We start from the raw sequence: 21612 nt of genomic DNA on the forward strand, positions 1-21612 counted from the left end.
CTCCCGGGGGATGGGTCCGCGCGTTGTCACAGGGTCGACGATGGACGCCGTGTCCGAAGATATGCCACAGGGCCGCTCTCATCACAAGCCGTTGGGAAGGGAGTCGGGCGACGACCGTTCGACTTCCTGGATCGCCTCATAGTGAGGTTCGATGGCCTGGGACACACGATCGATCACCTTCTGGATCCCTCCTTGGCTGATGGGGACCCCGAGCACGGAGGCGAGAAAGGTCTGGATGGTTTCCCTGCCGGCCCCGTCGATGCCGCCCAATTCGGCGATCAGGGCGGACAGCCGGGGACCATAACCTGTTTGGTATTCTGGGGGCACATGCCCTTTGACGGTTTTACCGCAATGACGACATCGGCCCTTGAAAAGCACAAAGGGAAGGACCTGCATGACGATTTCGGGCAACTCGATGTGCTGGTGGGTATAGTAGGGCTCGGGGTGCTCGAACTCGGTGCGGCCGCAGTCACAACGAGTGGGATGAACCTCTCTCACTTCCGTTGGCTTCAGGAACTGCTGACGACGGCCTTTACGAGATTTGCGTTGAGTCTCCGTCTCTTGTCCTTCTTTTTGGTGCTGCTTTTTTTTGTTTCCGGTAAGGGGGATCGGAGGAAGGCGGCTTGTTGGAGTTGGAGGAGTTTTGGTTGATCCGGGCTTCAAACTCTTCGATGTGAGCTTTCAGTTGGGCTATACTTGCCGCCTGAAACTCGGTGATTTGTATAACGGTTTCCCTGGACGCCTTTTCCAGGATGGCCCTGTTGATCTCCATGTCCTTGGGCTTAGGCATGAAGCATCTCCCGGAAGTCCTTGCGCAGGGGGTAGAGGAAGACGGCCTTGACGGGCTTGGAGTAGGTGTGCTGGTCGTATTATCCCCGGCCTTTGGTGAGCCCCACTTTCAGCCAGTTGGCCGCTTTGTAGCAGGTGCCTTCAAAGCGGTCCTTCTCCACGAAGGTTTCCAGCAGGGACAGGGGTTGTCGATAGAAATCGTGCAATCGCGCACCAGAATCTTGACGTTGGCAGCCAGGAGCTTCGAGGCCAGGTGGGGCACTCGGACCCAGGGGAGGATAAGGAATCGGACATTGTTGACCACCTTGTGAAGGTTCGCCTCGCGGGTGGCTGGGTCCCAGCCGATAAAGGCACCTCGACAGCCGACCTTCCACGCGCCGAAGCCCACCCCAGGCCAGCGACCGGCCGACCCTCCAGGGGGGCGATGTATTTGAGGTAGGCCCCAACAATCGTGGGATGCCCCAGATAGTGGTAACGCTCGATCAGGTAGTCCCGCAGTTGCTCGTCGGGGCTGGAGCGGACCACGGTGAACGTGAGTGAGCGGAAATCGGCCACAGACCCGCATATTGGCGAGGTGTCGATCTCCTGAGGACAGCAGCGGGGCCGCTTCGTAGAACGCCGAACCCGCACCGTTTTCGGTGGCGGAAGCTCAAGGGCGCCTTCGCGTTGGAGGTTGAGAAGCAGGACTCGGCAAGCCCGCTCCTTCAAAAGACCATTGGTTTGACGCCAGTCCCGTTACTCGCACAGGATCCTTGAGATGGCCGTTCTACCCTTGTGCCAGTGCTTTGCAACAGTGGCGCGGATGCAATCGAGTTCGGCCTGGCCGATGTGGCGACCCCGGATGGTCCAAGATTGTTCCGGCAACGGTTACCCTTCGCTTGATGACGGAGGAACCGTACCAAAAATCAGCTCACGTCATCAGCAAAGTCTACCCTGTGAGAGCTTACATGCGAAGAGCTGCCATTCTGATTGCCGCCCTGTTTTTTTTCCCCAGCTTTTCCTTTGCCTGGCCCGGCAAGGTCGTGGGAGTCATGGATGGAGATACCCTCGAGGTTTTACACCAGGGACGGGCGGTGCGGATTCGCCTCTACGGTGTAGACTGTCCGGAGAAACGCCAGGATTTCGGCCAAAAGGCCAAGCAGTTTGCATCATCCAAGGTTTATGGCGCCATAGTGCGGGTGGAACCAAAGGCCAAGGACCGCTACGGCCGTACCGTGGCCATAGTGTTTCCCGAGAAATCCTCTGTGAGTCTCAACCAGATGCTCGTCAAAAACGGCCTTGCATGGGTCTATCGAAAGTATTGCAGGGCCCCCGAATGTTCGACCTGGCTGGAATTGGAGCGACAGGCCCGGGAGCGCCGTCTGGGCCTTTGGAGCCACCCGAACCCTGTTCCTCCTTGGGATTATCGCCACTCCAAAAAGAGACCCGCTGTGAAGTCCTCCCCGACCGGCCCCTGCGCCTGCAACCGGGACTTGGACTGCCGGGATTTCCGGACCCGGTCGGAAGCCGAACAATGTTTTGAGCATTGTCTCCGACTGACCGGCCGGGACGTGCATCGGCTTGATCGGGACGGGGACGGCAGGGTGTGCGAGAGCCTTCCGTGATGCCGCCGAGGATTGAACGCAAATGGGACGGACAACCAGCACATCCCGGATTGCCCGCCCCTTTTCTCATCCCACCTCAGTCTACTTGCCCGGGGCCATTCCACGTGATCGGCTTCTTGTATTCTTGGTTTTCGGATACGACACCCTGGACCACCCAGAACGTTTGCCGTTGCTCATGGCGAGTCTCATGCGCTCGTTGCCCTCGTCATAAAACCACAAGAAGACCAGAGAGACAGACAAAGCGGCTACTCTCATCAAGAAGTTTTACCGCAGCAGCAGTTTGTTCCACTTCAGAATGACCAGGACCTGCCTAACGTCGCGAATTCTCTCCTTGCCGAAAAGCCCAGGACCTGAAGCCGGCATTCCTCCGCCCTCAGGCGGTTTAGGATATCGATCTGGTTGGAAATTTCCTGTATCGGGTGATATTTTAACACATACCTTGCGGTGTTTTGCGCCAACGCGGCCATATGGAAATGCTACGATCCCTAACCGACATCGCCAGACTTGGAGGGGAAAATCATGCAATTAAGCGAGAAGCTAGGGAAAAAATTGGATAAGGCTCTGGAGATCCTCAAGGCACGCAACCCCGATGAAGGCTTGGATCGGAATCAGTTGATCGAACACGCATTGGATCGTGGCCTGGATGTTCTTCTAAGGGACGAGCAACGGGTTCCCGTCGATTTTCAGGGAACTGCTTCCAGCCTGCATTCGCCGGATATGTTCGTCCCGATCAAGGTTGTGGATATGTCCGTTTCCGGGGCAGCTTTCGTTACACAAGGGCCAGGATCATTCAGGGAGAATGAGATAGTGATTCTTCAGTTCTCGCAGGGGGATGTCCACTTCCACAAGATGGCGATCGTTCAGTATGTTCGGGAAGGGAGAATCGGCTGCGCCTTTGTTGATCCAAATGGAAACAAGGACATCGAAGCTTATCTGGTGATCTCGGGGCTTCTGGACTCAGAACACGATGAAGATTGAAAAAGACAAGACAAACCGGACATCGCAAAACCACATCGCCTCAAGAGGTATCTCTTCCGCCCAGATTCCCTGACCCCTTTGAAAGCGAAACTTGATTACTTGACCCACTCCGGAGCGGAGCGATCAAGTTCTTCTTTCACTCACATGAGATCCTCTCATGCTCGCATTGGGGCAACCTAAGGGGAAAGATCATGATTCTCGGCAAGTTGCTCGAAGACAGAATCAAAGAAGCCTTGGCGATACTCAGGACCCGGAACCCCGACGTTGAATGGGACCAGGAGCAGCTAATCCGCTTGGCACTGGGCTACGGACTCAACGTGCTTTTCAGGGAACATCGAAGAGTGCCGGTCGATTTCCGGGGAACGGTTTGCAGGCTCTATCCTGCCGGGCCGGTAGTACCGGTAACGGTAGTTGATCTGTCCATCTCGGGGGCCGGTCTGCTGCTTCAAAAGGAAGAAAATTTTAGGAAAAGCGAGATCCTTCTCCTGGATTTTGACGCCGGGCAAGGTTTACGCTTTGAGAAAACCGTCCTGGTCCGGTCGGTTCACGAAGAGAAAGTGGGATGTGTCTTCGTTGATCCCGATGAAAACAGGGACGTCGAGGCCTACCTGGCCGCAATAGGAGACGGTCGATGAAAAAAGCCCTTCTCGCTCTTGTCCTCGTGTTTGCGGGATGGGTCCAGCCGGTTCCGGCTGAGGAGCCGGAGAACTATTGCCACGACCCGGCCGCCGAGGCCCAATGGCAGGCACTTGTAGCCAAGCACCCCAAAGACTATGACCTCCAGGCGCTGCATGCTTTGCGGATCGGATTGTGCCTCAAGGTCGATCAAGGGGTTCTTACCGTGCCGGAGGCGACAGCCATCTTCGAAAGAGCAAGGAAGGCCCTGATTCAGCAAAGAAGCACACCAGAAGAGAATTCACAGCCTTCGCTATAGACACATCCCCAAAAGACGGGCAACCGAGGTTCCCCTTGGTTGCCCGCTCTTCTTGCCTCTCGGCCTACATCCGCAGCGCCGCCATCCTCCGGAACCGAATTTTCACGCTCCAACCGTCGGAATCAGGGCGCTCAGTTTTTTGCGGCTTGCGGCTGGGGATCCCAGGAAAGGGGAAGAAAAAAGAAAGTAACTTTTTCCCTAGTTTGTTTCGAGACGCATCTTTCCCAGCTTTCCCCTTTATCGCCTTCCTTTTAATCCCTCTAGGACGTCACGGTCAGTCCTCCCTTAAAGCAAGAAATTAGTTTTCTTCCCCTTCCCCTTATTAAGTGCGGGCCCGGGACACCGCAAAAGATCCGCTGATCCTCGTATTACTGAATTCAGCTTCGTGCTGCCGGAGAATTTTCAAAATTCACTGGAGGTCTGACATGAACGACAACTACCTGACCATAAAGGACGTGGCCAAGAAGCTGAGCATTTCTGAACGCACTGCCTGGACCCTGGTCCATGACAGGATCCATCCTCTGCCCACATTCCGGATCGGAAGGAAAATCGTTCGAGTGAAGGAAAGTGAACTCCATGAATGGATGGACAAGCATTTTCGCATGGATCCCCAGCAAATCGACACCATCGTCGATGAAGTGATCGACTCGCTGGGACTGTAAGGAAGCAGGAACACAACCAAAGGAAGACGAAGCCATCCGCCTCTGTTATCATGGGCCTGCGGATTGGCGCACTTGGAAAGGAGGGAAGATGGGAGTCAAAGTGCGCGAACGTCCGAAGGGTTCGGGCGTGTGGTGGATTTTCATAGATCATCAGGGAACGAGAAAGGCAAAAAGGGTTGGCAAGGATCGCAAACTCGCCTTGGAGGTGGCCAAGAAAATCGAAGCCAGGATGTTCCTGGCTGCCGAAAAGCCTGACTCAAGCAAAGAAGAATGTCCGACTTTCAAAATGTACGCTGCCATGTGGTTATCTACATACGCATCGTACTCACTGAAGTCATCCACAAGAAAGGTTTACAAATGCAATCTCAAAAAACACATCATCCCAGCCATTGGCACGAAAAGAATCGATGAAATAACCACAAAGGACATCAATGCTTTTATCTACAAAAAGTTTAAGGAGGGCCTGAGAAGCCAAACGATAAAAAACCTTCGAAATTGCATTAGCGCCATTTTGCGTGCTGCAAAAGAAGCAGATGGCTTCATAGACACCAACCCGGCTAAGGGAGTCAGGATCCCGGTACCGGAAAACGAGAAATCCAGAAGGCAGCCGGATCCATTCACCAGGCACGACTGGGTCGTTTTCGAGAGCACTGTGAAGGAACATTTTCCAGAGCATTATCCACTTGTGGTGACCGGATTCCGAACCGGAATGCGGATTGGAGAACTCCTTGCGCTTCAATGGGGCGACATCGATTTTCGCAATCGCATTATCCGGGTCCAAAGGAATCTCGTGGGAGGAAAAGTGACTACGCCCAAGTCCAAGGCCGGGTTTCGGGACATCCGAATGACGACCTACCTGGCCAAGGTTCTGACGGAACTGAAGGCGAGGCGGAAGCAGCAGACTTTGGAAAAGGGCTGGAAGCAAGTACCCCCGTGGGTTTTCGTAAACGAACGCGGCAACCCTCTGTGGACAGACAACTTCCGGAGCAGGATCTGGAACAGAGCCATCGAAAAGTCGGGACTAAGGCACAGAACACCCCACGACATGCGCCACACCTACGCCACGTTACGTTTGAGCAAAGGGGATCCGTTAGCGGAGGTGGCCAAGGAGATGGGGCACAGTTCGGCCGAGGTGACTTTCAAGACCTACTACAAATGGCTGCCCAAAGAGAGCCTTTCGGACATCGACGAATTGGACCGTGTGGCAAAAGACCACACGCAACCATCCGCAACCTATACGCAACCTCACGTTAACGTTAACTGCTGGAAGGTGGTCTAAGTGGTTGGAATTATTGGAGGGCGACCCGGGGATCGAACCCGGGACCTTTGGTTCCGGAGACCAACGCTCTATCCACTGAGCTAGTCGCCCTTCTTCGTGAGAAGCGGCTGCTATCTACCACAGCCCGACAGCCATGTCAACGAGACAGGATTCTTTTCTTCATGGAATCCGGGAGTGCTGCCGATAAGATTCATGATGCAACATTCACCGTTCATAAGTCCACGTGGGGAGATAAGCCGGAAGAGAGCGCGTCACGTCATGAGCTGTATTCTCGAGCAGACATCCACGGTTCGTGCCGAAGCCAAGGGGCGCCGCTTCTTCTTTCTTTCCTTCACCGGCCGACTCATCCTGGAAGACGGCAAAGAGATTGCCTTCACCACCTCCTACGAACCCTTCTCGGGCTGGGTTGTGCAGGAAGCGGACGAGCCGGCCGCCTTTCATACGCGAGTGCCCGAGGGCTACTTTCAGGCCTTCTGCCTGGACGTGCTCAAGGAATCCCACGTGGGGTTCAAGGTGCGCTGGCACTTGGAAGAGGAGGACGGAAGGCTTCGGATCACCAAGCTGCGCGCCATCACCTCCCAAAATATCCTGTGAGGGTGGCCTTCTCCAGCACCCGCCCCCGCACCGCCCGCAGGAACCCTTCCAGCCCCGCCTGCTCGTTCAGGTCGAGACGGTCCGTATCCAGCGCGTAGAGCGTCACCACATAGGGATGGTCGCCCGTTCCCGGAGGCGGCTGGGGCCCGCCGTAGCCACGGAACCCATAGGAGTTCAAAAGCTCGCGGCACCCTTGGGGCATGGCCCGTCCGGAAGCCCCCTCCCGGAGTTCTTCCTCGTCCGACGGAATGTCGATCACCAGCCAGTGCAGCCAATTTTTCGCCACGGGATGGGGATCCACGATGGTGACCGCGAGGGATCGGGCCTTTTGCGGCACCCCGCTCCACTTCAGCGGAACGGAGAGGTTGTTGCCGCCGGCCGCCGGCATGACGTATCGAAGGGGGATCCGCCCTCCGTCGGAAAAGGCGGGGGAGCGAAGTTCCAAGCCCCCCGCAACGGCCTGGGGCGCCCCCAAAACAATCCAGGCGATGAGCGCTATCCTCCAAACCCCGACTCTCATGGCCCACCTCCTTTCCCGCACCGCCCCTCGGCGCGTACGGGATTGCCATAGCAGTAAAGACAGCCGTGCCCGCAGGGCTGGCGCCTGTAAGAACCCACATCACGGGATTCGTGGCAGCCGCAGCCCGCAGCCGACCGCTGCCCCCTGTCCCTCCGATGCGACAACGCCAGCGGCCCATAGATCGCTTCCAGCCGCTCGTGGGAAACACACGCTCCGGGCCGGATTCCCTCTTGCAGGCCCAAGGCCTCCCAAAGCTCCTTTTCACAGCAGACCTGCAACCTGATCCCGAGAGATTTCAAGACCTGGTTCATGCGCCCAAGCACCCGGATTCGTTTCTCCTGTTCCACGCCCATAAATTCCAGGCGCGCTTCCAGCTGGGCCCGTCGTCGAACCTTGGGATAGATATCCAGAAAGCTCGTGGTGCACGTGCTCACGCCTGCCCGGGCCATGCATTCGGCGATTGTCACGAAATCGGCCAGGTTGTTCTGCACCTCCCCCCGCCCGTTTCGAAACCAGCAGACGGGATCGAAGCGCCAATTGACGGCTTCGGGCGGCACCAGCTCCGTCAGTTTCCGGACCTGATGCAGTCGTTCATCCAGATCGGGCAGTCCGGGCTCCAATACCTTATGCGGCGAATTGACGGTAAAGTGAAAGAAAAGACGGTAGCCCCTTTCCAGGAGCTCGGCGGCGTAGCCTCCTTCGAGGAAGGCATGATAATTCTTGGACCAGAAAACGATGGCGGCCACCCGACCCGGGTCCGCCGGAACCCGGCTCACCCGCCCGTTGTACGGATTTTCCACCTGGAAGCCGCCGGCACGGATCCCCTCCATGAACCAGTCCATGTAAAAGGCGGGGATGTCGGTTCGCCGGGATGCGGAAAGGACGATCATGGAGTGCGAAGCCTCTGCCAAGAGAGAACGGTTTCGAATCGGTACATCAGGGTGGAACTACAAACACTGGCAAACAAAATTCTATCCTGCAGGGCTGCCCCAGAGGAAGTGGCTTGAATACTACGCTCAGGAATTCGACACCGTGGAACTGAACGCCACCTTTTACCGCCTTCCGCAAGAAAACACCTTCGAAGGCTGGCGACACCGGACTCCCGAAGGGTTCCTTTGGGCCGTGAAGGCCCCCCGAACCATCACCCACCATCGAAGACTCAAGGAGGTGGAGGAGGACATGGAAAAATTCCTTGCCCGATGTGCCCTGCTGGGCCCAAAGCTCGGTCCCGTGCTCTTTCAGCTCCCGCCGAGTCTCCACTACGACGCGCAGCTTTTCCGGGACTTCGCGGTGATCCTTAATCAGGTTTTGGAACCGGTAATCGAAGTTCGTCATCCGTCCTGGCTAAACGAGGGGTTCTTCCGGGAGCTCCAGGCCCGCGGCATCGCCTTTTGCCTTTCCGACACCGCCGGGCGCTACCCTTACGCGGAAGTCCTCACGGCCTCCTTCGTCTACATCCGCCTGCACGGATCGCGAAAACTCTACGCCTCCAGCTATTCGGAAGAGGAACTCCAGCGGTGGGCGGAAAAGATCCTCACGTGGCAAAAGCCGGCCTACGTCTATTTCGACAACGACTTCGAGGCCCATGCGCCGGCCAACGCCCGGCGGCTTAGGCAGATCCTGAACGAGCGGCTGTCCCGTGCGAGCGAAACCGCGAGGCGCGATCGCCATTGACTGAGCGCACGCCCGTTAGATTGCCGAAGACCCTCATCGTGCCTCGCGTCCCTCCCACAGGGAGGACAGCACCCCGGTGCAAACTCTTTCATCCATGGGCGGTAGCGGGCTTCGCCATGGTCCTTTATATGAAAGTCTCACTCCGTTTGGAACCACAGGACTTTCATTCTTCGTTATCACGGGGCCTCTGTGCTGGGGGCTATGCTGAAAGGCCCCACGCCCCTCGGGACAACCGTCATCCGACGTCAGGGTTGAAGAAAATGTCGTTTTCCCTGTAGACCGCCTCCAACCTTTCCAGATGGGCCCGAACGGAACCGTCGCCGCTTCGCAGCAGTTCATGGAGAAGGCACCGGGCCAAGCAGACAAGCGGCCCCGGGCTCCCGAACACGGGGATATGGCGCGCGGGCGCCACCAGGTGCTCATCGCTGAAACCAAGAAGGGGAGATCGGAAGCTGTCGGTGAGCACGACGACCCGATGGCCCACCCGGCGGGCCGCCTTCGCCACCCGGACCAGCTCGTTGGGATAGCGGGACGTGGCCACCAGGATCACCACATCCCCTTCGCCCCCCGACAAACTCAATCGGTCGATGGAGGTGGTGTCGCTTCCCTTGAGGAGCTCCACCCCGCAGCGGATCTTGATAAGAGACCACGCCAGGTAATAGGCGACCGTGTAGGATAGCCGCGCCCCCACCACGTAAATGGTCCTGGCGGATTGCACCTGCTGAACCACGCGGCGGAACGCCTTCATGTCCAGGTTTTCCAAAAGGCCCTTGAGGATCTCGATCTCCTCGAGGATGATCCGGGCCACGCGCTCGCCATCCGCTCCCTGCCCTTCCATCAGTTCGATGCGGTCCATCAGGGTGAGCCCAGCATCCATGTGGTCACGAAGCGCCTGAATCAGCGCCCCATAGCCCGAAAAACCCAGTTGTTCAGCAAACCGCACCACCGTGGATTCGCTCACCCCGCACGCGGCCCCCAGTTCACGGGTCGTCATGAAGACCACTTTCCTCGGGTTGCCTCGAATGTAATCGGCCAAGACCTTTCCTTTCGGCGTCAGATTGTCCCTGACTTCCGCCAAAATCTCCATGATGGACGGCTTTCCTTCTCGATCCATTCTGTTCCCCCCGTGCCTTTAGGTGTGCAACACGTGTTGCATTTCTATCACATCCTGTCAACCTGAAGGACATAGTACTTCCACTGCCCACCCTCAGCCACACACCCAGCATCCATCACGTCAAACAACGCTTTGCGCGTCGAGAGAGAACCCGCAGACCATCTCGGCCCCGCTTTTTTGTTTGACATGTTTTGTTGCATTTGTTAGTCGGCAATCTGTCGCCATGATCGTCCCGTCCACCGCGTCCGCACCAGGGGGCAGCCCATGTTCGAACCGTTCGGAAGACTTTGGAAGCAGGCACCGTTTCGATCCACCTACGATGCGGTCATTGTGGGCGGCGGGCTACACGGCCTAGCCACCGCCTACTATCTCGCCAAGAACCACGGCGTCCGCCGTGTGGCGGTCCTGGAAAAGAACCACATCGGCTACGGCAGCGCCGGCCGCAACACGGCCATCGTCCGCGCCAACCAGCGCACCCAGGAAAACATCCCCCTCTATGACGAGGGACTCAAGATGTGGCCGCAGCTGATGGACGAGCTGGATTTCAATCTCATGTTCTTCAACTGCGGCAACCTGAACTTGGCTCACAGCGAGGCGGCCATGGGGGCCTTGCGCCTTCAGGTGGCCTCCGCCCAGTATCTGGGGGTGCGAAGCGAACTGCTGGACCGCAAGCAATGCAAGGAACTCATCCCCCATCTCAACATCTCGGAAGACATCACTTATCCCGTCTTCGGGGGCATGTACCACCCTCCCGGGGGCACCGTCCGCCACGACGCCCTGGTGTGGGCTCTGGCCAAGGGCGCTTCGGCCCTGGGCGTTCACATCCATCAGCAGACGGAAGTCACGGGCATCGCCGTGCACCGTGGCCGCGTCACCGCGGTGGAGACGTCCCGGGGCACGATCCACACCCTCAGGGTTCTGAATGCGGCCGGTCCCTGGAGTGTCCTCGTTTCGGCCATGGTGGACATCCGACTTCCCATCCATGTGTTGCCTATCCAGGCCATGGTGACCGAACCTCTCAAACCCTTCCTCCACCACGTGATCTCTTCCGGGGCCTACCACTGCTACGCCAACCAGAGCCTCAAGGGCGAGGTGGTCACGGGCGCCCACATGGATCCCTGGATCAGTTACGGCACTCACGTCACCGCGCACTACATCAAGCATCAGGCGGAGGCGCTCACGGAGCTCTTACCCTGCCTGCGAGGAGTCAAGTTCATGCGGATCTGGGGCGGCCTGGCCGACATGACTCCCGACATGGCGCCCATCATCGACGGCAACGATCCCATCGAGGGCTACTACATGGACTGCGGCTGGGGCTACTTCGGATTCAAATCGGCCGCCGTCACCGGAAAATACGTGGCTGAATACATGGCCACCGGCCGGTGCCCTAAGATTCTTCAGCCGTTTCGCCTGAAGCGCTACGAAGAGAATCGACTGCTGGGCGAGACGGCATCGCCGCCGCAATACGGCCCGTGGAACTGAATCGACGCGGCCGGCCCCACGGCTGAGCCGCGCTCCAACCGCCGGGAGAAAATCATGTCCTTTACCATCACCTGCCCGATTTGCGGAAAGCGCGATCTCTATGAATTCCGATTCGGCGGCGAAGAACGCGGCGCCCGCCCCGATTACGAAAACCTCACGCCCCAGAACTGGTGCGATTATGTGCACCTGCGCACCAACCGGCCCGGGCCCCAGCGGGAATGGTGGTTTCACCGCGACGGCTGCGGCCGGTGGTTCACCGTGTGGCGGGACCCCATGACCAACCGGGAAACGGCATCCTCGGAGGCGACCCGATGAAACGACTTCCCCACAGCCCCACGCAGCGCATCGACACCCGGCATCCTCTCCCGTTCTCCTATGGCGGCCGGCTCTTGGAAGGCTACCGCGGAGACACGGTGGCCACGGCTCTTTTCGCCAACGGGGTTCGGATCTTTTCCCGGAGCCTCAAATACCACCGCCCCCGTGGCCTGTACAGCCTGGATGGTGAATCCTCCAACTGCCTCATGGAAATCGACGGGCTGCCCAACATGCGCGCCGAACAGGTGCCGTTGCGGGGAGGGATGCAGGTCCGGCCCCAGAACGTCGTGGGAAGCCCCGAGCGGGATCTTCTCGGGTTTCTGGACGCCTTCCACTGGGCCATGCCCGCCGGATTCTACTACCGCGTCTTCCACAAGCCCTACCGACTCTGGCCCTTTTTCCAGACCCTAATCCGAAGGGCCGCCGGCGCTGGCACCGTCAACCCGTCGTGGGAACCCGGCCGTTATGACGAGCTGCATTTCCATGCGGATGTGTGCGTTGTGGGGGGCGGTCCCGCCGGCATGCAAGCCGCCAGGGCTGCAGCCCAAACAGGGCTTCGCGTGGTCTTGCTGGAATCTCGCCCCTGGCTGGGCGGTTTCTACGACTGGCGCACCGTGGAACACCATGGGACCCCGCTCTACGAGCGAGGCCGACATCTCGCCCGAGAACTGGAATCCCTCTCCAACGTCCGTGTCTACACTTCGTGCACCGCCACGGGCCTCTACGGCGACAACTTGGTGACGGCCGTTCAGGAGGGAGGCCCGGACGATTTCTTCCATCAAAGATACCTGGAAATCCGGGCCCGCGCCGTGGTGGCGGCCACGGGATGCACGGAAAGGCCGCTGGTCTTCGAACACAACGAAAGGCCCGGGGTCATGCAGCCCGGATGCGCCCACCGCCTGGCGCGCACCTACGGTCTCCTTCCCGGCACCGCGGCTGTTTTCAGTGTGGGCCACGATCTGGGCCTGGAAGCCGCCGCCGACTTGCACGACCAGGGGCTGCACGTGGCCTGCGTCGCGGACTGCCGGTCCGACGGACAGGACCCCCAACGGATTGCCGCCTTGGAAGAGCGAAACATTCCGTTTCTCAGAGGATGGGTGGCCGCACGGGCTCTTGGGAAAAAAGCCGTGGAAGCCGTAGTGCTCTCCACCACCGAGGGAAGCGCCACGCGAACGATTTCCTGCGACGTTCTGGCGGCTTCCGCGGGACTCACACCCCTCACCGGCCTCTTTTCCCTTGCCAGGTTGCCCCTTTCCTACGATGAACGCACGGGATATTTCCTTCCCGCGTCCCTGCCGGAAGGCCTCTATGCGGCCGGGCGCCTCGTGGGCTACGATGATCCGGCATCCATCGAACTTTCCGGAACCGCAGCCGGCCTGCGGGCGGCGGTCCACTGCGGGGCCCTGGATGCTCCAAGGGCGGATGAAGCCCTCACTGAGCTCCAGGACAACCACCGAGTGCTTCGCGGGTCCAAGCTGGTCCTGGCTCCCGGGGCCGGAGCCAGAAGCTTTGTCTGCTTCGACGAGGATGCCACGGTCAAGCACGTGCGCCAGTCCGTCCGGATGGGCTTCGACGTTCCAGAGCTGGCCAAGCGGGTAACGGCCATCGGAACGGGACCCAGCCAGAGCGGCATTCCGGGGCATAATCTGCCGCTCATCATGGCGCACCTCAGGGGCGAGTCCGCGGGAACGTTGCGCCCCACTACGGTTCGCCCTCCCTTGAAACCCACGCTTCTCGCCACCTACGCGGGTCTTCATCCGGATATCCACAAGAAGACACCTCTTCACGACGTGCAGGAGCGAGCGGGGGCCGTCTTTCGCCGCGTGGGGGTGTGGAAACGAGCGCGGTACTTCAGCAGCGACCCCACCTGCCGGGACGAGATCCTGAACGTTCGCAACAACGTGGGGATCCTGGACGGGTCCACTCTTGGAAAGTTTCGCATCTTCGGCCCCGACGCCGAAAAGGCGCTGCAGCGGGTTTATGTGGGCGACATGAGCCGGGTTCCCGCCGGCAAACTCAAGTATTCGGCCATGTGCACCGAAGACGGCTGCCTGCTGGACGACGGCGTCGCGACCAAGCTGGGCGAAAACGACTACTATTTCACCACATCCACCGGGCGTGCGGGCGCCACTGTCGAATGGTTCCGTTTCCACACCCGCCACGAAGATTGGGAATACTATCTGGTGAACCTCACCGATTCGTTGGCCTCCATCAATCTGGCGGGGCCCAAGGCCCGGGATGTCCTTCAGCAGTTGACGGACGCGGATGTCTCCAACGACGCCTTTCCCTTCATGGGCTATCGCGAATTCCGCCTGAAAGGGCTGGTTCCGGCCCGTGTCCTTCGCCTCGGTTTCGTCGGGGAGCTTTCCTACGAGATCCATATACCTTCCTCCATGGCCCGCACGGTCTGGCAGTGGCTCCTGGAGGCGGGCCGTCCCCTGGGCATCCGGCCCTTCGGTCTGGAGGCGCAAAACGTGCTTCGCATGGAAAAGGGCCATGTGATCATCGGCCAGGAAAGCGAGATCCGAACCACCCTGATTGACTTGGGGCTGGGCTTCTTATGGGATCGGACAAAAACCTGGGCCAAGACGGTGGGAGCCCCCGCTCTCCAGTTCGCGGAAAGCCAAGAGGGACGGCTGAAGCTTGTGGGATTCCTGGTGGACGGATCCCGCCCCCCTCTGGACGGCTCCATCGTGGTGGACGGGTCCATCCGTGGTCACGTATGCACCTGCCGCTACAGCCCCACCCTGGACAAGGCCATCGGACTGGCACTGGTGGACGACGACCTGGCTGCCCTGGGATCCCGCCTGCGTATTTTCGAGCCGGGAGATCCCCCCGAATATTTCGACGCCCGGGTGGTACCCACGCCCTTTTATGATCCCGAAGGCCAGCGAATGAAATGTTAGGAGCCCCCATCATGAACGAAGCTTACCGCCATGCTCCGCTCACCCTGCCGGGAACGCCGCTGGATCAGGTCGTCCGGGACGGTTGGAACGTGACCCTTCGCTTCCGCGACGAAGGCGACGGCCCCTGGATCGTGGACTTAAGTCACGTGCCCAAGTGGGACCTCCAGGGTTCCGCACTGGATCGCACACCCGGTTTGGAAGGCATCGTACCGGCGCAACCAGGATCAAGCACCTTCCATGAAGGCTGGATCATCAACCGGCTTAACCCGGTCCAGGCCGGCCTTTGGCGGCTCCGCCCCGATGCCCCTCCCCTGGGAGGCTGTCCGAGAACTCCTCAAGCCGTCACTCCCGCGCAAGCGGGAGTCCATCAGTTGCCGGAGATCCTGGATCCCCGCTTTCGCGGGGATGACGAATGGGCGTTGGAAGGGGAAAATGCGCCATTTTCAGACAATCTCTTAGCCCCCAAGGGAGTGTGGACGACGGATCTGACCGACGGCCTGGTCCTGCTGGCCCTTGCCGGCCCCGGGGCACTGGACGTCATGGAGCGGGTCGCCTCCCTGGACTTGCGCCGCCCCGACATTTCCTGCCCGGTGGTCTTTCAGGGGCCGGTCTGTCACGTGCCGACTCAGGTGGTTCTGCCACGAAGGGAGGACCTTTCGGCGCTGGTCCTGCTGGCCTTTTCGCGAGGCTACGGCCCGTCGGTGGCCGAGGCTTTGCTGCACGCCGGCGACCCGCTGGGGCTTCGTCCCGCCGGCGAAGAACGGTTTTTCGAAAATCTCGTTTCGCAATAGGAGAAGACCATGAAGAGCAAGGGCCGCCGAGGCGGCATCTACCGTCCTCTGACCCAGGATCAGGTCGAAACGATTCACGACGCCGCTCTGACCATCCTGGAGCGTGTGGGCTTCACCTACGAATCCGGCCTGGACGATCTGTTGGAGATGCTGGAAGGCTCAGGAGCCCGAGTGGACCGTGAAAAGGCACGCATCGCCTTCCCCCGCTCCCTCGTGGAAGCTCAGACCGCCAAGGCTCCCAACCGGGTCATCCTATACGGCCGGAGCGAGGACAGCCACCTGGACCTCCAGGACGACCTGGTTCATTTGGGTACGGGAGGCGCCGCCATCAAGATCGTGGACCCCGAAAACGGAACCGCCCGACCTTCCACGCTCAAGGACGTTTACGATCTGGCCCGCCTGGTGGACAAGCTAGACAACATCCATTTTTACCTCCGGCCCTGCATCCCCACGGACATTCCCGAAGCCGCCTACGACGTGAACGTCTTCTATGCGTGCTTCAAGGGGACGCGCAAGCACGTGATGGCCGGAGTGAACAATGAAAAATCGTTCCACGACGTCCTGGAACTGGCGGCGCTCCTGGCCGACGGCATGGACGCCCTCAAGGCCAGGCCGTTCTTCTCCATCATCACCTCTTTTGCCATCAGCCCCTTGAAGTTCTGCACCCAATCCACGCGCATCATGCGGGAAGCCAACCGTCACGGCATCCCCGTGGCCCTTTCCTGTGCCCCCATGGCCGGATCCACGTCCCCCATCACCATGGCGGGCACGCTGGCCCAGATCCATGCGGAGCAACTGGCCGGCATCACCGTGTGTCAGTTGACCCAGCCCGGGGCCCCGGTTCTCTACGGCGGCATTCCGGGAATGGCCAATCTGAAAACCATGGGATACCTGGGCGGCGCCGTGGAATGCGGCATGATGAACGCCGCCATCCACCAGATGGCCGCTCACGTGGGCGTGCCCAACTACAACTCGGCGGGGCTTTCCGACGCCAAGATTCCCGACGCCCAGGCCGGATGGGAAAAGGCGCTCACCATCGTCCTGGCCGCCATGGGCGGTTCCAACTACGTGCATCATGCGGCGGGCATGCTGGAATCCATGCTGGCCGTGGCCTACGAACAGTTTGTGATCGACGACGAAATCATCGGCATGAGCTGTAAGGTGCTGGAAGGGATTCCGGTGGATGCGGATCGCCTGGCCTTGGAGGTCATCGAATCGGTGGGCCCCGGCGGCAACTTCATGACAAGCCCCCATACCATGGCGCATCTGCACGATGAATATTTCGAAGGCAACGGCATCACCGACCGAAAGAGCCGTCCCAAGTGGGAAAAGGACGGTGCGGCGGACGCGTGGGCCCGTGCCCGCCGCCTGGTGGAGCGGTTGCTGTCCGGGGAAGAAACCCCTTATATATCCGAGTCTCTCGATCGACAAATTCGGGAGCGTTTTGAGATCCTTCTTTAGGAGACAGGGAGAGGAAACGATGAGCGATTGGGCACAACTTAAGCAGGCTTTGATTTCCGGCGATGGGGAAGAACTGTGCCGCCGGGTCCGTCAAACCCTGGATCAGGGCGTTTCGGCCAAGGACATCCTCAACCAGGCCCTCATCCCCGCCATGGACGTGGTGGGCGAGCGCATGGAAAACGAAGACATGTTCATCCCGGAAGTTCTCATGGCGGCCAAGGCCATGAGCGCCGCCGTGGAGATCCTGAAGCCGCTGCTGGCGGCCGATGATCTGAGCGCCGCCGGCAAAGTGGTCATCGGCACGGTCAAGGGCGACCTCCACGACATCGGTAAGAACCTGGTGGCCATGATGATGGAAAGCGCCGGCTTTGAAGTGAAGGACCTGGGTGTGGACGTGGCGCCGGAGACCTTCGTGGCCGCCGCTCGCGACAACGGCGCCCAGCTCGTCTGCCTGTCGGCCCTTCTCACCACCACCATGCCCATGATGAAGGAGACCGTGGCGGCCTTGGAATCCTCCGGGCTGCGCGATAAGGTAAAGGTCATGGTGGGGGGCGCTCCGGTGACCCGGGCTTTCGCCGCTTCCATCAACGCCGATGGATACGCTCCGGACGCGGGTTCCGCCGCCAAGCTGGCCAAGTCGCTGGTGCAGTAGCTTTCAGGATGCGGGTCTTGCGCCTGTTCCACCGTCCGCCGGTCGGCGGATGGCACGGGCGCAGGCCCGTTCGATCATCCCCGTTCGCCTTCTCATCTTACTCGTTCATTCTGTCGTTGTTTCGACTGCATCCGTTGAACCGAGGCGTTCCATCCTCTTACGGCACGAGGTCGTTTTATGAGTGTGTGGGAATTTTTCGTCAACAACTGGCAGGAGACGCTGCATCTTGCCACCCAACACTTCACCTTCGTCACCATTGCCGTCCTGATCGCCATCGTTACGGGAGTGCCCATCGGCATCTGGATCAGCTTCAACCGGAAGGCCGCGGAGGTGGTGCTCTATCTGGCCGGGATCATCATGACCATCCCGTCCATCGCTCTCTTCGGCATCATGATCCCCATCCTGTCGGTCTTCGGCTACGGCATCGGCACGGTCCCGGCCGTGGTGGCCCTCGTCCTCTATTCCCAGCTGCCCATCATCCGCAACACCTACGCCGCCTTGAATGCGGTGGATCCCGCCATCATCGATGCCGGGACCGGCATGGGCATGACCCGCCGACAGGTGCTCTTCAAGGTCCAGATTCCCATGGCACTCAGCGTCATTTTCGCCGGCGTCCGCGTGGCCGTGGTCATGTCCATCGGGATTGGGGCCATCGCCGCTTTCATCGGGGCGGGGGGCCTCGGGCACTACATCTTCATGGGCATCAACCAGAGCTACGACGCCATGGTGAACGCAGGCGCCCTCACCGTGGCGGTCATGGCCGTCGTCACCGATTACCTTTTCGGATTGGCCGAAAAACGCATGGTCAGCAAAGGATTGAGGAACGAACGATGATTCGACTGGAACGCGTCACCAAGATCTATCCGGGGAGCGCCTTTCCCGCCGTGGACAGCGTGAGCCTGGAAGTGGCGGAAGGCCAAATCTGCATGCTCATCGGCTCCTCCGGCTGCGGAAAGACCACCATCATGCGCATGATCAACCGCCTGACATCCATCACGTCCGGAACCATCCACATCGGGGACCAGAACGTCATGGACATGGACCCCATTCAGCTTCGGCGTCAGATCGGCTACGTGATTCAGCAGATCGGTCTTTTTCCGCACATGACGGTCTATGACAACATCGCCACCGTCCCCAAGCTGTTGTGGTGGGACAAGAAGCGCATCGCCGAGCGGGTCGATGAACTCCTGGATCTGGTCAATCTGGACCCGGACACCTACCGGTTTCGCTACCCTCGGGAGCTCAGCGGCGGCCAGGCCCAAAGGGTCGGCGTGGCGCGGGCCATGGCGGCGGATCCCCCCGTGATGCTCATGGACGAACCCTTTGGGGCCATCGATCCCATTAACCGGGAAGTCCTACAGGAAGAGTTCCTCAGGATCCAGGCGCGGCTTCGAAAGACCATCGTCTTCGTGACCCACGATATCGATGAGGCCATCAAGATGGGCGACAAGATCGCCCTGCTGGACGCCGGCCGTCTCATCCAGTTCGGTTCCCCGGAAGAGCTGCTCACCAAACCCAAGAACCAGTTCGTCAAGGACTTCGTGGGCGCCGATCGCACTCTGAAGCGCCTCAATCTCTTGAGGGTCAAACACGCCATGCTGCGCAACCCCGTCCATTGCCTGGAGGAGGATCCCAGCGAGAAGGTGGCCGAAAAGATGATCGAGCAGGACATGAGCTACCTTCTGGTGACGGACCGGCAGGGGCGCCTCAAGGGCTATGTGAATCTCTACGACTTGCGAGGCCACAAGGGCACCGTCGGTGACGTGGTCCGGCCCTTGAGCTTGACGGTAAAGCCCGACACCAACCTGAAGGACGCGCTGAGCAAGATGCTCAGCTACGATCTGGGCATCGTGGTGGCCGTGGACGATGCGGGCCGCCTCCAGGGATTTCTCAACACCCGTACCCTCTTTTCCGTGGTGGGGGAATCCTACGATGAACGAGGCGGCCATTGGGGCCGCATTACGGCGGATGGGAGAATCCTGTGATGCACTCGGCACAGTCGGATCGAAGCGGTCGTTTCTGGGTCCTGGTGGCCGTGGTGTTCGCTTTCGCGGCAGGCGCCTTTGCCGAACACCAGGGATTTCTTTCCTTCGCCATGGAACACCCCCGTGACATTTTTCGTCTTCTGGGCCAGCATCTCCAGCTGGTCCTCACCTCCAGCGCCATCGCCATCGCCGTGGGCGTCCCCTTGGGCACCCTGCTGACCCGAGGGTTCATGCGCCGATACCGGGATTGGATCCTCAACCTCCTGGGAATCTGCCAGACCGTGCCATCCCTGGCCGTCATCGCCATCGCCATGGTGTACATGGGCATCGGCAAGCAGACAGCCATCTTCGCCCTGGTGATCTACAGCCTTCTACCCATCATCCGGAACACCGTGGCGGGCCTGGCGAGCATCGATCCGGTCGTGCTGGACGCCGGCCGGGGCATGGGCATGACCCCGTGGCAGGTTCTTTTGCGGGTGGAATATCCCAACGCTCTCTACATCATTTTGACCGGCATTCGAACATCCACGGTTATCAATGTGGGCACCGCCGCCCTGAGTTTCCTGGTGGGCGGCGGAGGCTTGGGCGACCTGATCTTTACGGGCATCGCCATGGTAGACCCGGCCTACATGCTGGCGGGCGCGGTTCCCACGGCCGCTTTGGCCATCGCCCTCAACTGGGTCTTTGGCCAGCTGGAAAAGAGGATCATCAGTCCGGGTCTCGTCTACGAACACCACACCACGGCAGCCTGACCGTCACCGCTTTCTGCTGGTTTCCTTGCCCCAAGGGGCCTGTGACCATGGATACGGAAAAGCCGATCCATCCCTCAACACTCAACCCAAAGGAGGACACCATGAACAGGAAGAGACTGAAACTTACGGCCATCGCCCTTTTCGTTTTCCTGGGCTTTGGGATCTTTTTCGCCACTCACCAGGCCTATTCGGCCGACAAAAAGATGGTGGTCGGATCCAAGGAATTTACGGAGCAGCGAATTCTCGGGCAGATCATGATCGCCCTGCTCGAAAAGCACGGCTTCCAGTGTGAAGACAAGACGGGGTTGGGCGGCACCCTGGTGGCTCGGAAGGCTCTCCTGGCCGGCCAGATCGACACCTACATGGAATACACGGGAACTGGTCTTCTGGTGCACCTCAAGCACAAGGAAGCCATCACCGATCCGGTCAAGTGCTACGAAACCGTCAAAAAGGAAGACCTGGAAAAAAACGGGCTGGTGTGGCTGCCCTACATGGCTTTCAATAATACGTACTGCCTCATGATGCGCCGAGAGGCCGCAGAAGCCACCGGCATCAAGACCCTTTCGGACCTGGCGGCCTTCGTCAAGGCCAACCCGGACAAGATCCGCTTCGGCCTCAACGCGGAATTCTATGCCAGAGCGGATGGCTACCGGGCCCTGCAGAAGGCCTACGGCTTCGAGTTTCCCTCGGACAAGATCATCAAGATGAGCTCGGGGCTTCTCTACAAGGCCTTGAAGGATGGACAGCTGGAGGTGGCCATGGGGTTCGCCACCGACGGGCGCATCAAGGGTTTCAATCTGGTAGTGCTCCAAGACGACAGACAGTTCTTCCCCGTCTACAACCCGGCCCCGGTGGTGCGCAAGGAAACCGCCCACCAATACCCGGAGCTGGAAGCCATCTTCGCCGAACTGGCCAGGAAGCTGGACACCGATGCCATGACCCAGCTCAACTACGAGGTGGACATTGAGCACAAATCCCCCAAGGCTGTGGCTGAAGCATGGCTCAAGAGCGTTGGGCTGCTTTAGCTTTCCACCGCCACGCTTCCGGCCGGGAACCGGTAAGAGGCCTGTAGGGGCGAAAGATCTTTCGCCCCTACATACCACGTCACTCCGCCACTCAA

General features: G+C 59.7%; 24 protein-coding genes, 1 tRNA gene and 1 pseudogene. 18 read left to right on the forward strand and 8 right to left on the reverse strand.

The genetic code is table 11. The annotated features are described in order from the left end of the window. Nucleotides 1-81: 81 nt before the first annotated feature. The 4 genes and pseudogenes from BUB04_RS16500 to BUB04_RS20330 form a co-directional block, all read right to left on the reverse strand. Nucleotides 82-498 carry a transposase gene (locus BUB04_RS16500; RefSeq protein ID WP_073041535.1) on the reverse strand — a complete coding sequence of 139 codons (417 nt, stop codon included), beginning with the start codon at nucleotides 496-498 and terminating at the stop codon, nucleotides 82-84. A 34-nt stretch (nucleotides 499-532) separates the two neighbouring features. Beyond that, nucleotides 533-790, reverse strand: a complete 258-nt coding sequence (locus BUB04_RS16505) for a DUF6444 domain-containing protein (RefSeq protein ID WP_073041537.1) — start codon at nucleotides 788-790, stop codon at nucleotides 533-535. 79 nt (nucleotides 791-869) lie between these two features. Then, nucleotides 870-995: a Druantia anti-phage system protein DruA gene (locus BUB04_RS20165; protein ID WP_281246614.1), complete on the reverse strand. Its 126-nt coding sequence runs from the start codon at nucleotides 993-995 to the stop codon at nucleotides 870-872. A 68-nt stretch (nucleotides 996-1063) separates the two neighbouring features. Then, nucleotides 1064-1354: pseudogene (locus BUB04_RS20330) on the reverse strand (hypothetical protein); the annotation flags it as partial. 382 nt (nucleotides 1355-1736) lie between these two features. Here BUB04_RS20330 and BUB04_RS16515 point away from each other — a divergent pair. From BUB04_RS16515 to BUB04_RS16540, 6 genes are all read left to right on the forward strand, one after another. Then, entirely contained in the window at nucleotides 1737-2393 is a 657-nt protein-coding gene (locus BUB04_RS16515; protein WP_073041539.1) for a thermonuclease family protein, read from the forward strand. Between the two features lie 519 nt (nucleotides 2394-2912). Next, a complete protein-coding gene (locus tag BUB04_RS16520) occupies nucleotides 2913-3371 on the forward strand; it encodes a PilZ domain-containing protein (protein ID WP_143156536.1) in 459 nt (152 codons plus the stop codon). Nucleotides 3372-3562: 191 nt separating this feature from the next. After that, nucleotides 3563-4006, forward strand: coding sequence for a PilZ domain-containing protein (locus BUB04_RS16525; RefSeq protein WP_073041543.1), 444 nt, complete (start codon nucleotides 3563-3565; stop codon nucleotides 4004-4006). Next, the gene (locus tag BUB04_RS16530) at nucleotides 4003-4305 is read left to right on the forward strand and encodes a hypothetical protein (protein ID WP_073041545.1); all 303 of its coding nucleotides are present in this window, start codon (nucleotides 4003-4005) and stop codon (nucleotides 4303-4305) included. Before BUB04_RS16525 ends, BUB04_RS16530 begins: the two co-directional genes overlap by 4 nt. A gap of 425 nt (nucleotides 4306-4730) precedes the next feature. Continuing rightward, nucleotides 4731-4967, forward strand: a complete 237-nt coding sequence (locus tag BUB04_RS16535) for a helix-turn-helix transcriptional regulator (RefSeq protein WP_073041547.1) — start codon at nucleotides 4731-4733, stop codon at nucleotides 4965-4967. Nucleotides 4968-5055: 88 nt separating this feature from the next. Continuing rightward, entirely contained in the window at nucleotides 5056-6246 is a 1191-nt protein-coding gene (locus BUB04_RS16540) for a tyrosine-type recombinase/integrase (RefSeq protein WP_073041550.1), read from the forward strand. 14 nt (nucleotides 6247-6260) lie between these two features. Here BUB04_RS16540 and BUB04_RS16545 read toward each other — a convergent pair. Then, nucleotides 6261-6336, reverse strand: a tRNA-Arg gene (locus tag BUB04_RS16545). Between the two features lie 168 nt (nucleotides 6337-6504). Here BUB04_RS16545 and BUB04_RS16550 point away from each other — a divergent pair. Then, the gene (locus BUB04_RS16550; protein ID WP_073041552.1) at nucleotides 6505-6840 is read left to right on the forward strand and encodes a hypothetical protein; all 336 of its coding nucleotides are present in this window, start codon (nucleotides 6505-6507) and stop codon (nucleotides 6838-6840) included. Here BUB04_RS16550 and BUB04_RS16555 read toward each other — a convergent pair. Next, nucleotides 6818-7360: a YbhB/YbcL family Raf kinase inhibitor-like protein gene (locus BUB04_RS16555; protein WP_245795222.1), complete on the reverse strand. Its 543-nt coding sequence runs from the start codon at nucleotides 7358-7360 to the stop codon at nucleotides 6818-6820. The two genes, BUB04_RS16550 and BUB04_RS16555, sit on opposite strands and share 23 nt — an antisense overlap. Beyond that, nucleotides 7357-8250: a DUF1848 domain-containing protein gene (locus tag BUB04_RS16560; protein WP_073041554.1), complete on the reverse strand. Its 894-nt coding sequence runs from the start codon at nucleotides 8248-8250 to the stop codon at nucleotides 7357-7359. Before BUB04_RS16560 ends, BUB04_RS16555 begins: the two co-directional genes overlap by 4 nt. Here BUB04_RS16560 and BUB04_RS16565 point away from each other — a divergent pair. Next, nucleotides 8249-9034 carry a DUF72 domain-containing protein gene (locus BUB04_RS16565; RefSeq protein ID WP_073041556.1) on the forward strand — a complete coding sequence of 262 codons (786 nt, stop codon included), beginning with the start codon at nucleotides 8249-8251 and terminating at the stop codon, nucleotides 9032-9034. The genes BUB04_RS16560 and BUB04_RS16565 overlap by 2 nt on opposite strands. A gap of 235 nt (nucleotides 9035-9269) precedes the next feature. Here BUB04_RS16565 and BUB04_RS16570 read toward each other — a convergent pair whose 3' ends face one another. Then, the gene (locus tag BUB04_RS16570) at nucleotides 9270-10148 is read right to left on the reverse strand and encodes a MurR/RpiR family transcriptional regulator (protein WP_073041558.1); all 879 of its coding nucleotides are present in this window, start codon (nucleotides 10146-10148) and stop codon (nucleotides 9270-9272) included. 264 nt (nucleotides 10149-10412) lie between these two features. Here BUB04_RS16570 and BUB04_RS16575 point away from each other — a divergent pair, with 264 nt between their 5' ends. The 10 genes from BUB04_RS16575 (at nucleotide 10413) to BUB04_RS16620 (ending at nucleotide 21517) form a co-directional block, all read left to right on the forward strand. After that, nucleotides 10413-11630: an FAD-dependent oxidoreductase gene (locus BUB04_RS16575; RefSeq protein WP_073041560.1), complete on the forward strand. Its 1218-nt coding sequence runs from the start codon at nucleotides 10413-10415 to the stop codon at nucleotides 11628-11630. A gap of 54 nt (nucleotides 11631-11684) precedes the next feature. Then, nucleotides 11685-11945, forward strand: a complete 261-nt coding sequence (locus BUB04_RS16580; RefSeq protein ID WP_073041562.1) for a sarcosine oxidase subunit delta — start codon at nucleotides 11685-11687, stop codon at nucleotides 11943-11945. Further along, the gene (locus tag BUB04_RS16585) at nucleotides 11942-14851 is read left to right on the forward strand and encodes a 2Fe-2S iron-sulfur cluster-binding protein (RefSeq protein WP_073041564.1); all 2910 of its coding nucleotides are present in this window, start codon (nucleotides 11942-11944) and stop codon (nucleotides 14849-14851) included. The genes BUB04_RS16580 and BUB04_RS16585 overlap by 4 nt, the downstream gene beginning before the upstream one ends. Before the next feature lie 11 nt (nucleotides 14852-14862). Continuing rightward, nucleotides 14863-15642, forward strand: a complete 780-nt coding sequence (locus BUB04_RS16590) for a hypothetical protein (protein ID WP_073041567.1) — start codon at nucleotides 14863-14865, stop codon at nucleotides 15640-15642. Nucleotides 15643-15651: 9 nt separating this feature from the next. Continuing rightward, a complete protein-coding gene (locus BUB04_RS16595) occupies nucleotides 15652-17103 on the forward strand; it encodes a trimethylamine methyltransferase family protein (protein WP_073041569.1) in 1452 nt (483 codons plus the stop codon). A gap of 19 nt (nucleotides 17104-17122) precedes the next feature. Next, entirely contained in the window at nucleotides 17123-17755 is a 633-nt protein-coding gene (locus BUB04_RS16600) for a corrinoid protein (protein ID WP_073041571.1), read from the forward strand. 177 nt (nucleotides 17756-17932) lie between these two features. Further along, on the forward strand, nucleotides 17933-18589 hold the full coding sequence (locus BUB04_RS16605) for an ABC transporter permease (protein WP_073041573.1): 657 nt from the start codon (nucleotides 17933-17935) through the stop codon (nucleotides 18587-18589). Next, nucleotides 18586-19740: a betaine/proline/choline family ABC transporter ATP-binding protein gene (locus BUB04_RS16610; protein ID WP_073041575.1), complete on the forward strand. Its 1155-nt coding sequence runs from the start codon at nucleotides 18586-18588 to the stop codon at nucleotides 19738-19740. Before BUB04_RS16605 ends, BUB04_RS16610 begins: the two co-directional genes overlap by 4 nt. Continuing rightward, on the forward strand, nucleotides 19740-20492 hold the full coding sequence (locus BUB04_RS16615; RefSeq protein ID WP_073041577.1) for an ABC transporter permease: 753 nt from the start codon (nucleotides 19740-19742) through the stop codon (nucleotides 20490-20492). Before BUB04_RS16610 ends, BUB04_RS16615 begins: the two co-directional genes overlap by 1 nt. Nucleotides 20493-20593: 101 nt before the next feature. Next, nucleotides 20594-21517 (forward strand): glycine betaine ABC transporter substrate-binding protein, encoded by a 924-nt coding sequence (locus BUB04_RS16620; protein ID WP_084076595.1) that lies wholly within the window; start codon nucleotides 20594-20596, stop codon nucleotides 21515-21517. Nucleotides 21518-21612: the final 95 nt, after the last annotated feature.

The sequence above is a fragment of the Desulfacinum infernum DSM 9756 genome (assembly GCF_900129305.1).
Taxonomy (GTDB): Bacteria; Desulfobacterota; Syntrophobacteria; order Syntrophobacterales; family DSM-9756; genus Desulfacinum; species Desulfacinum infernum.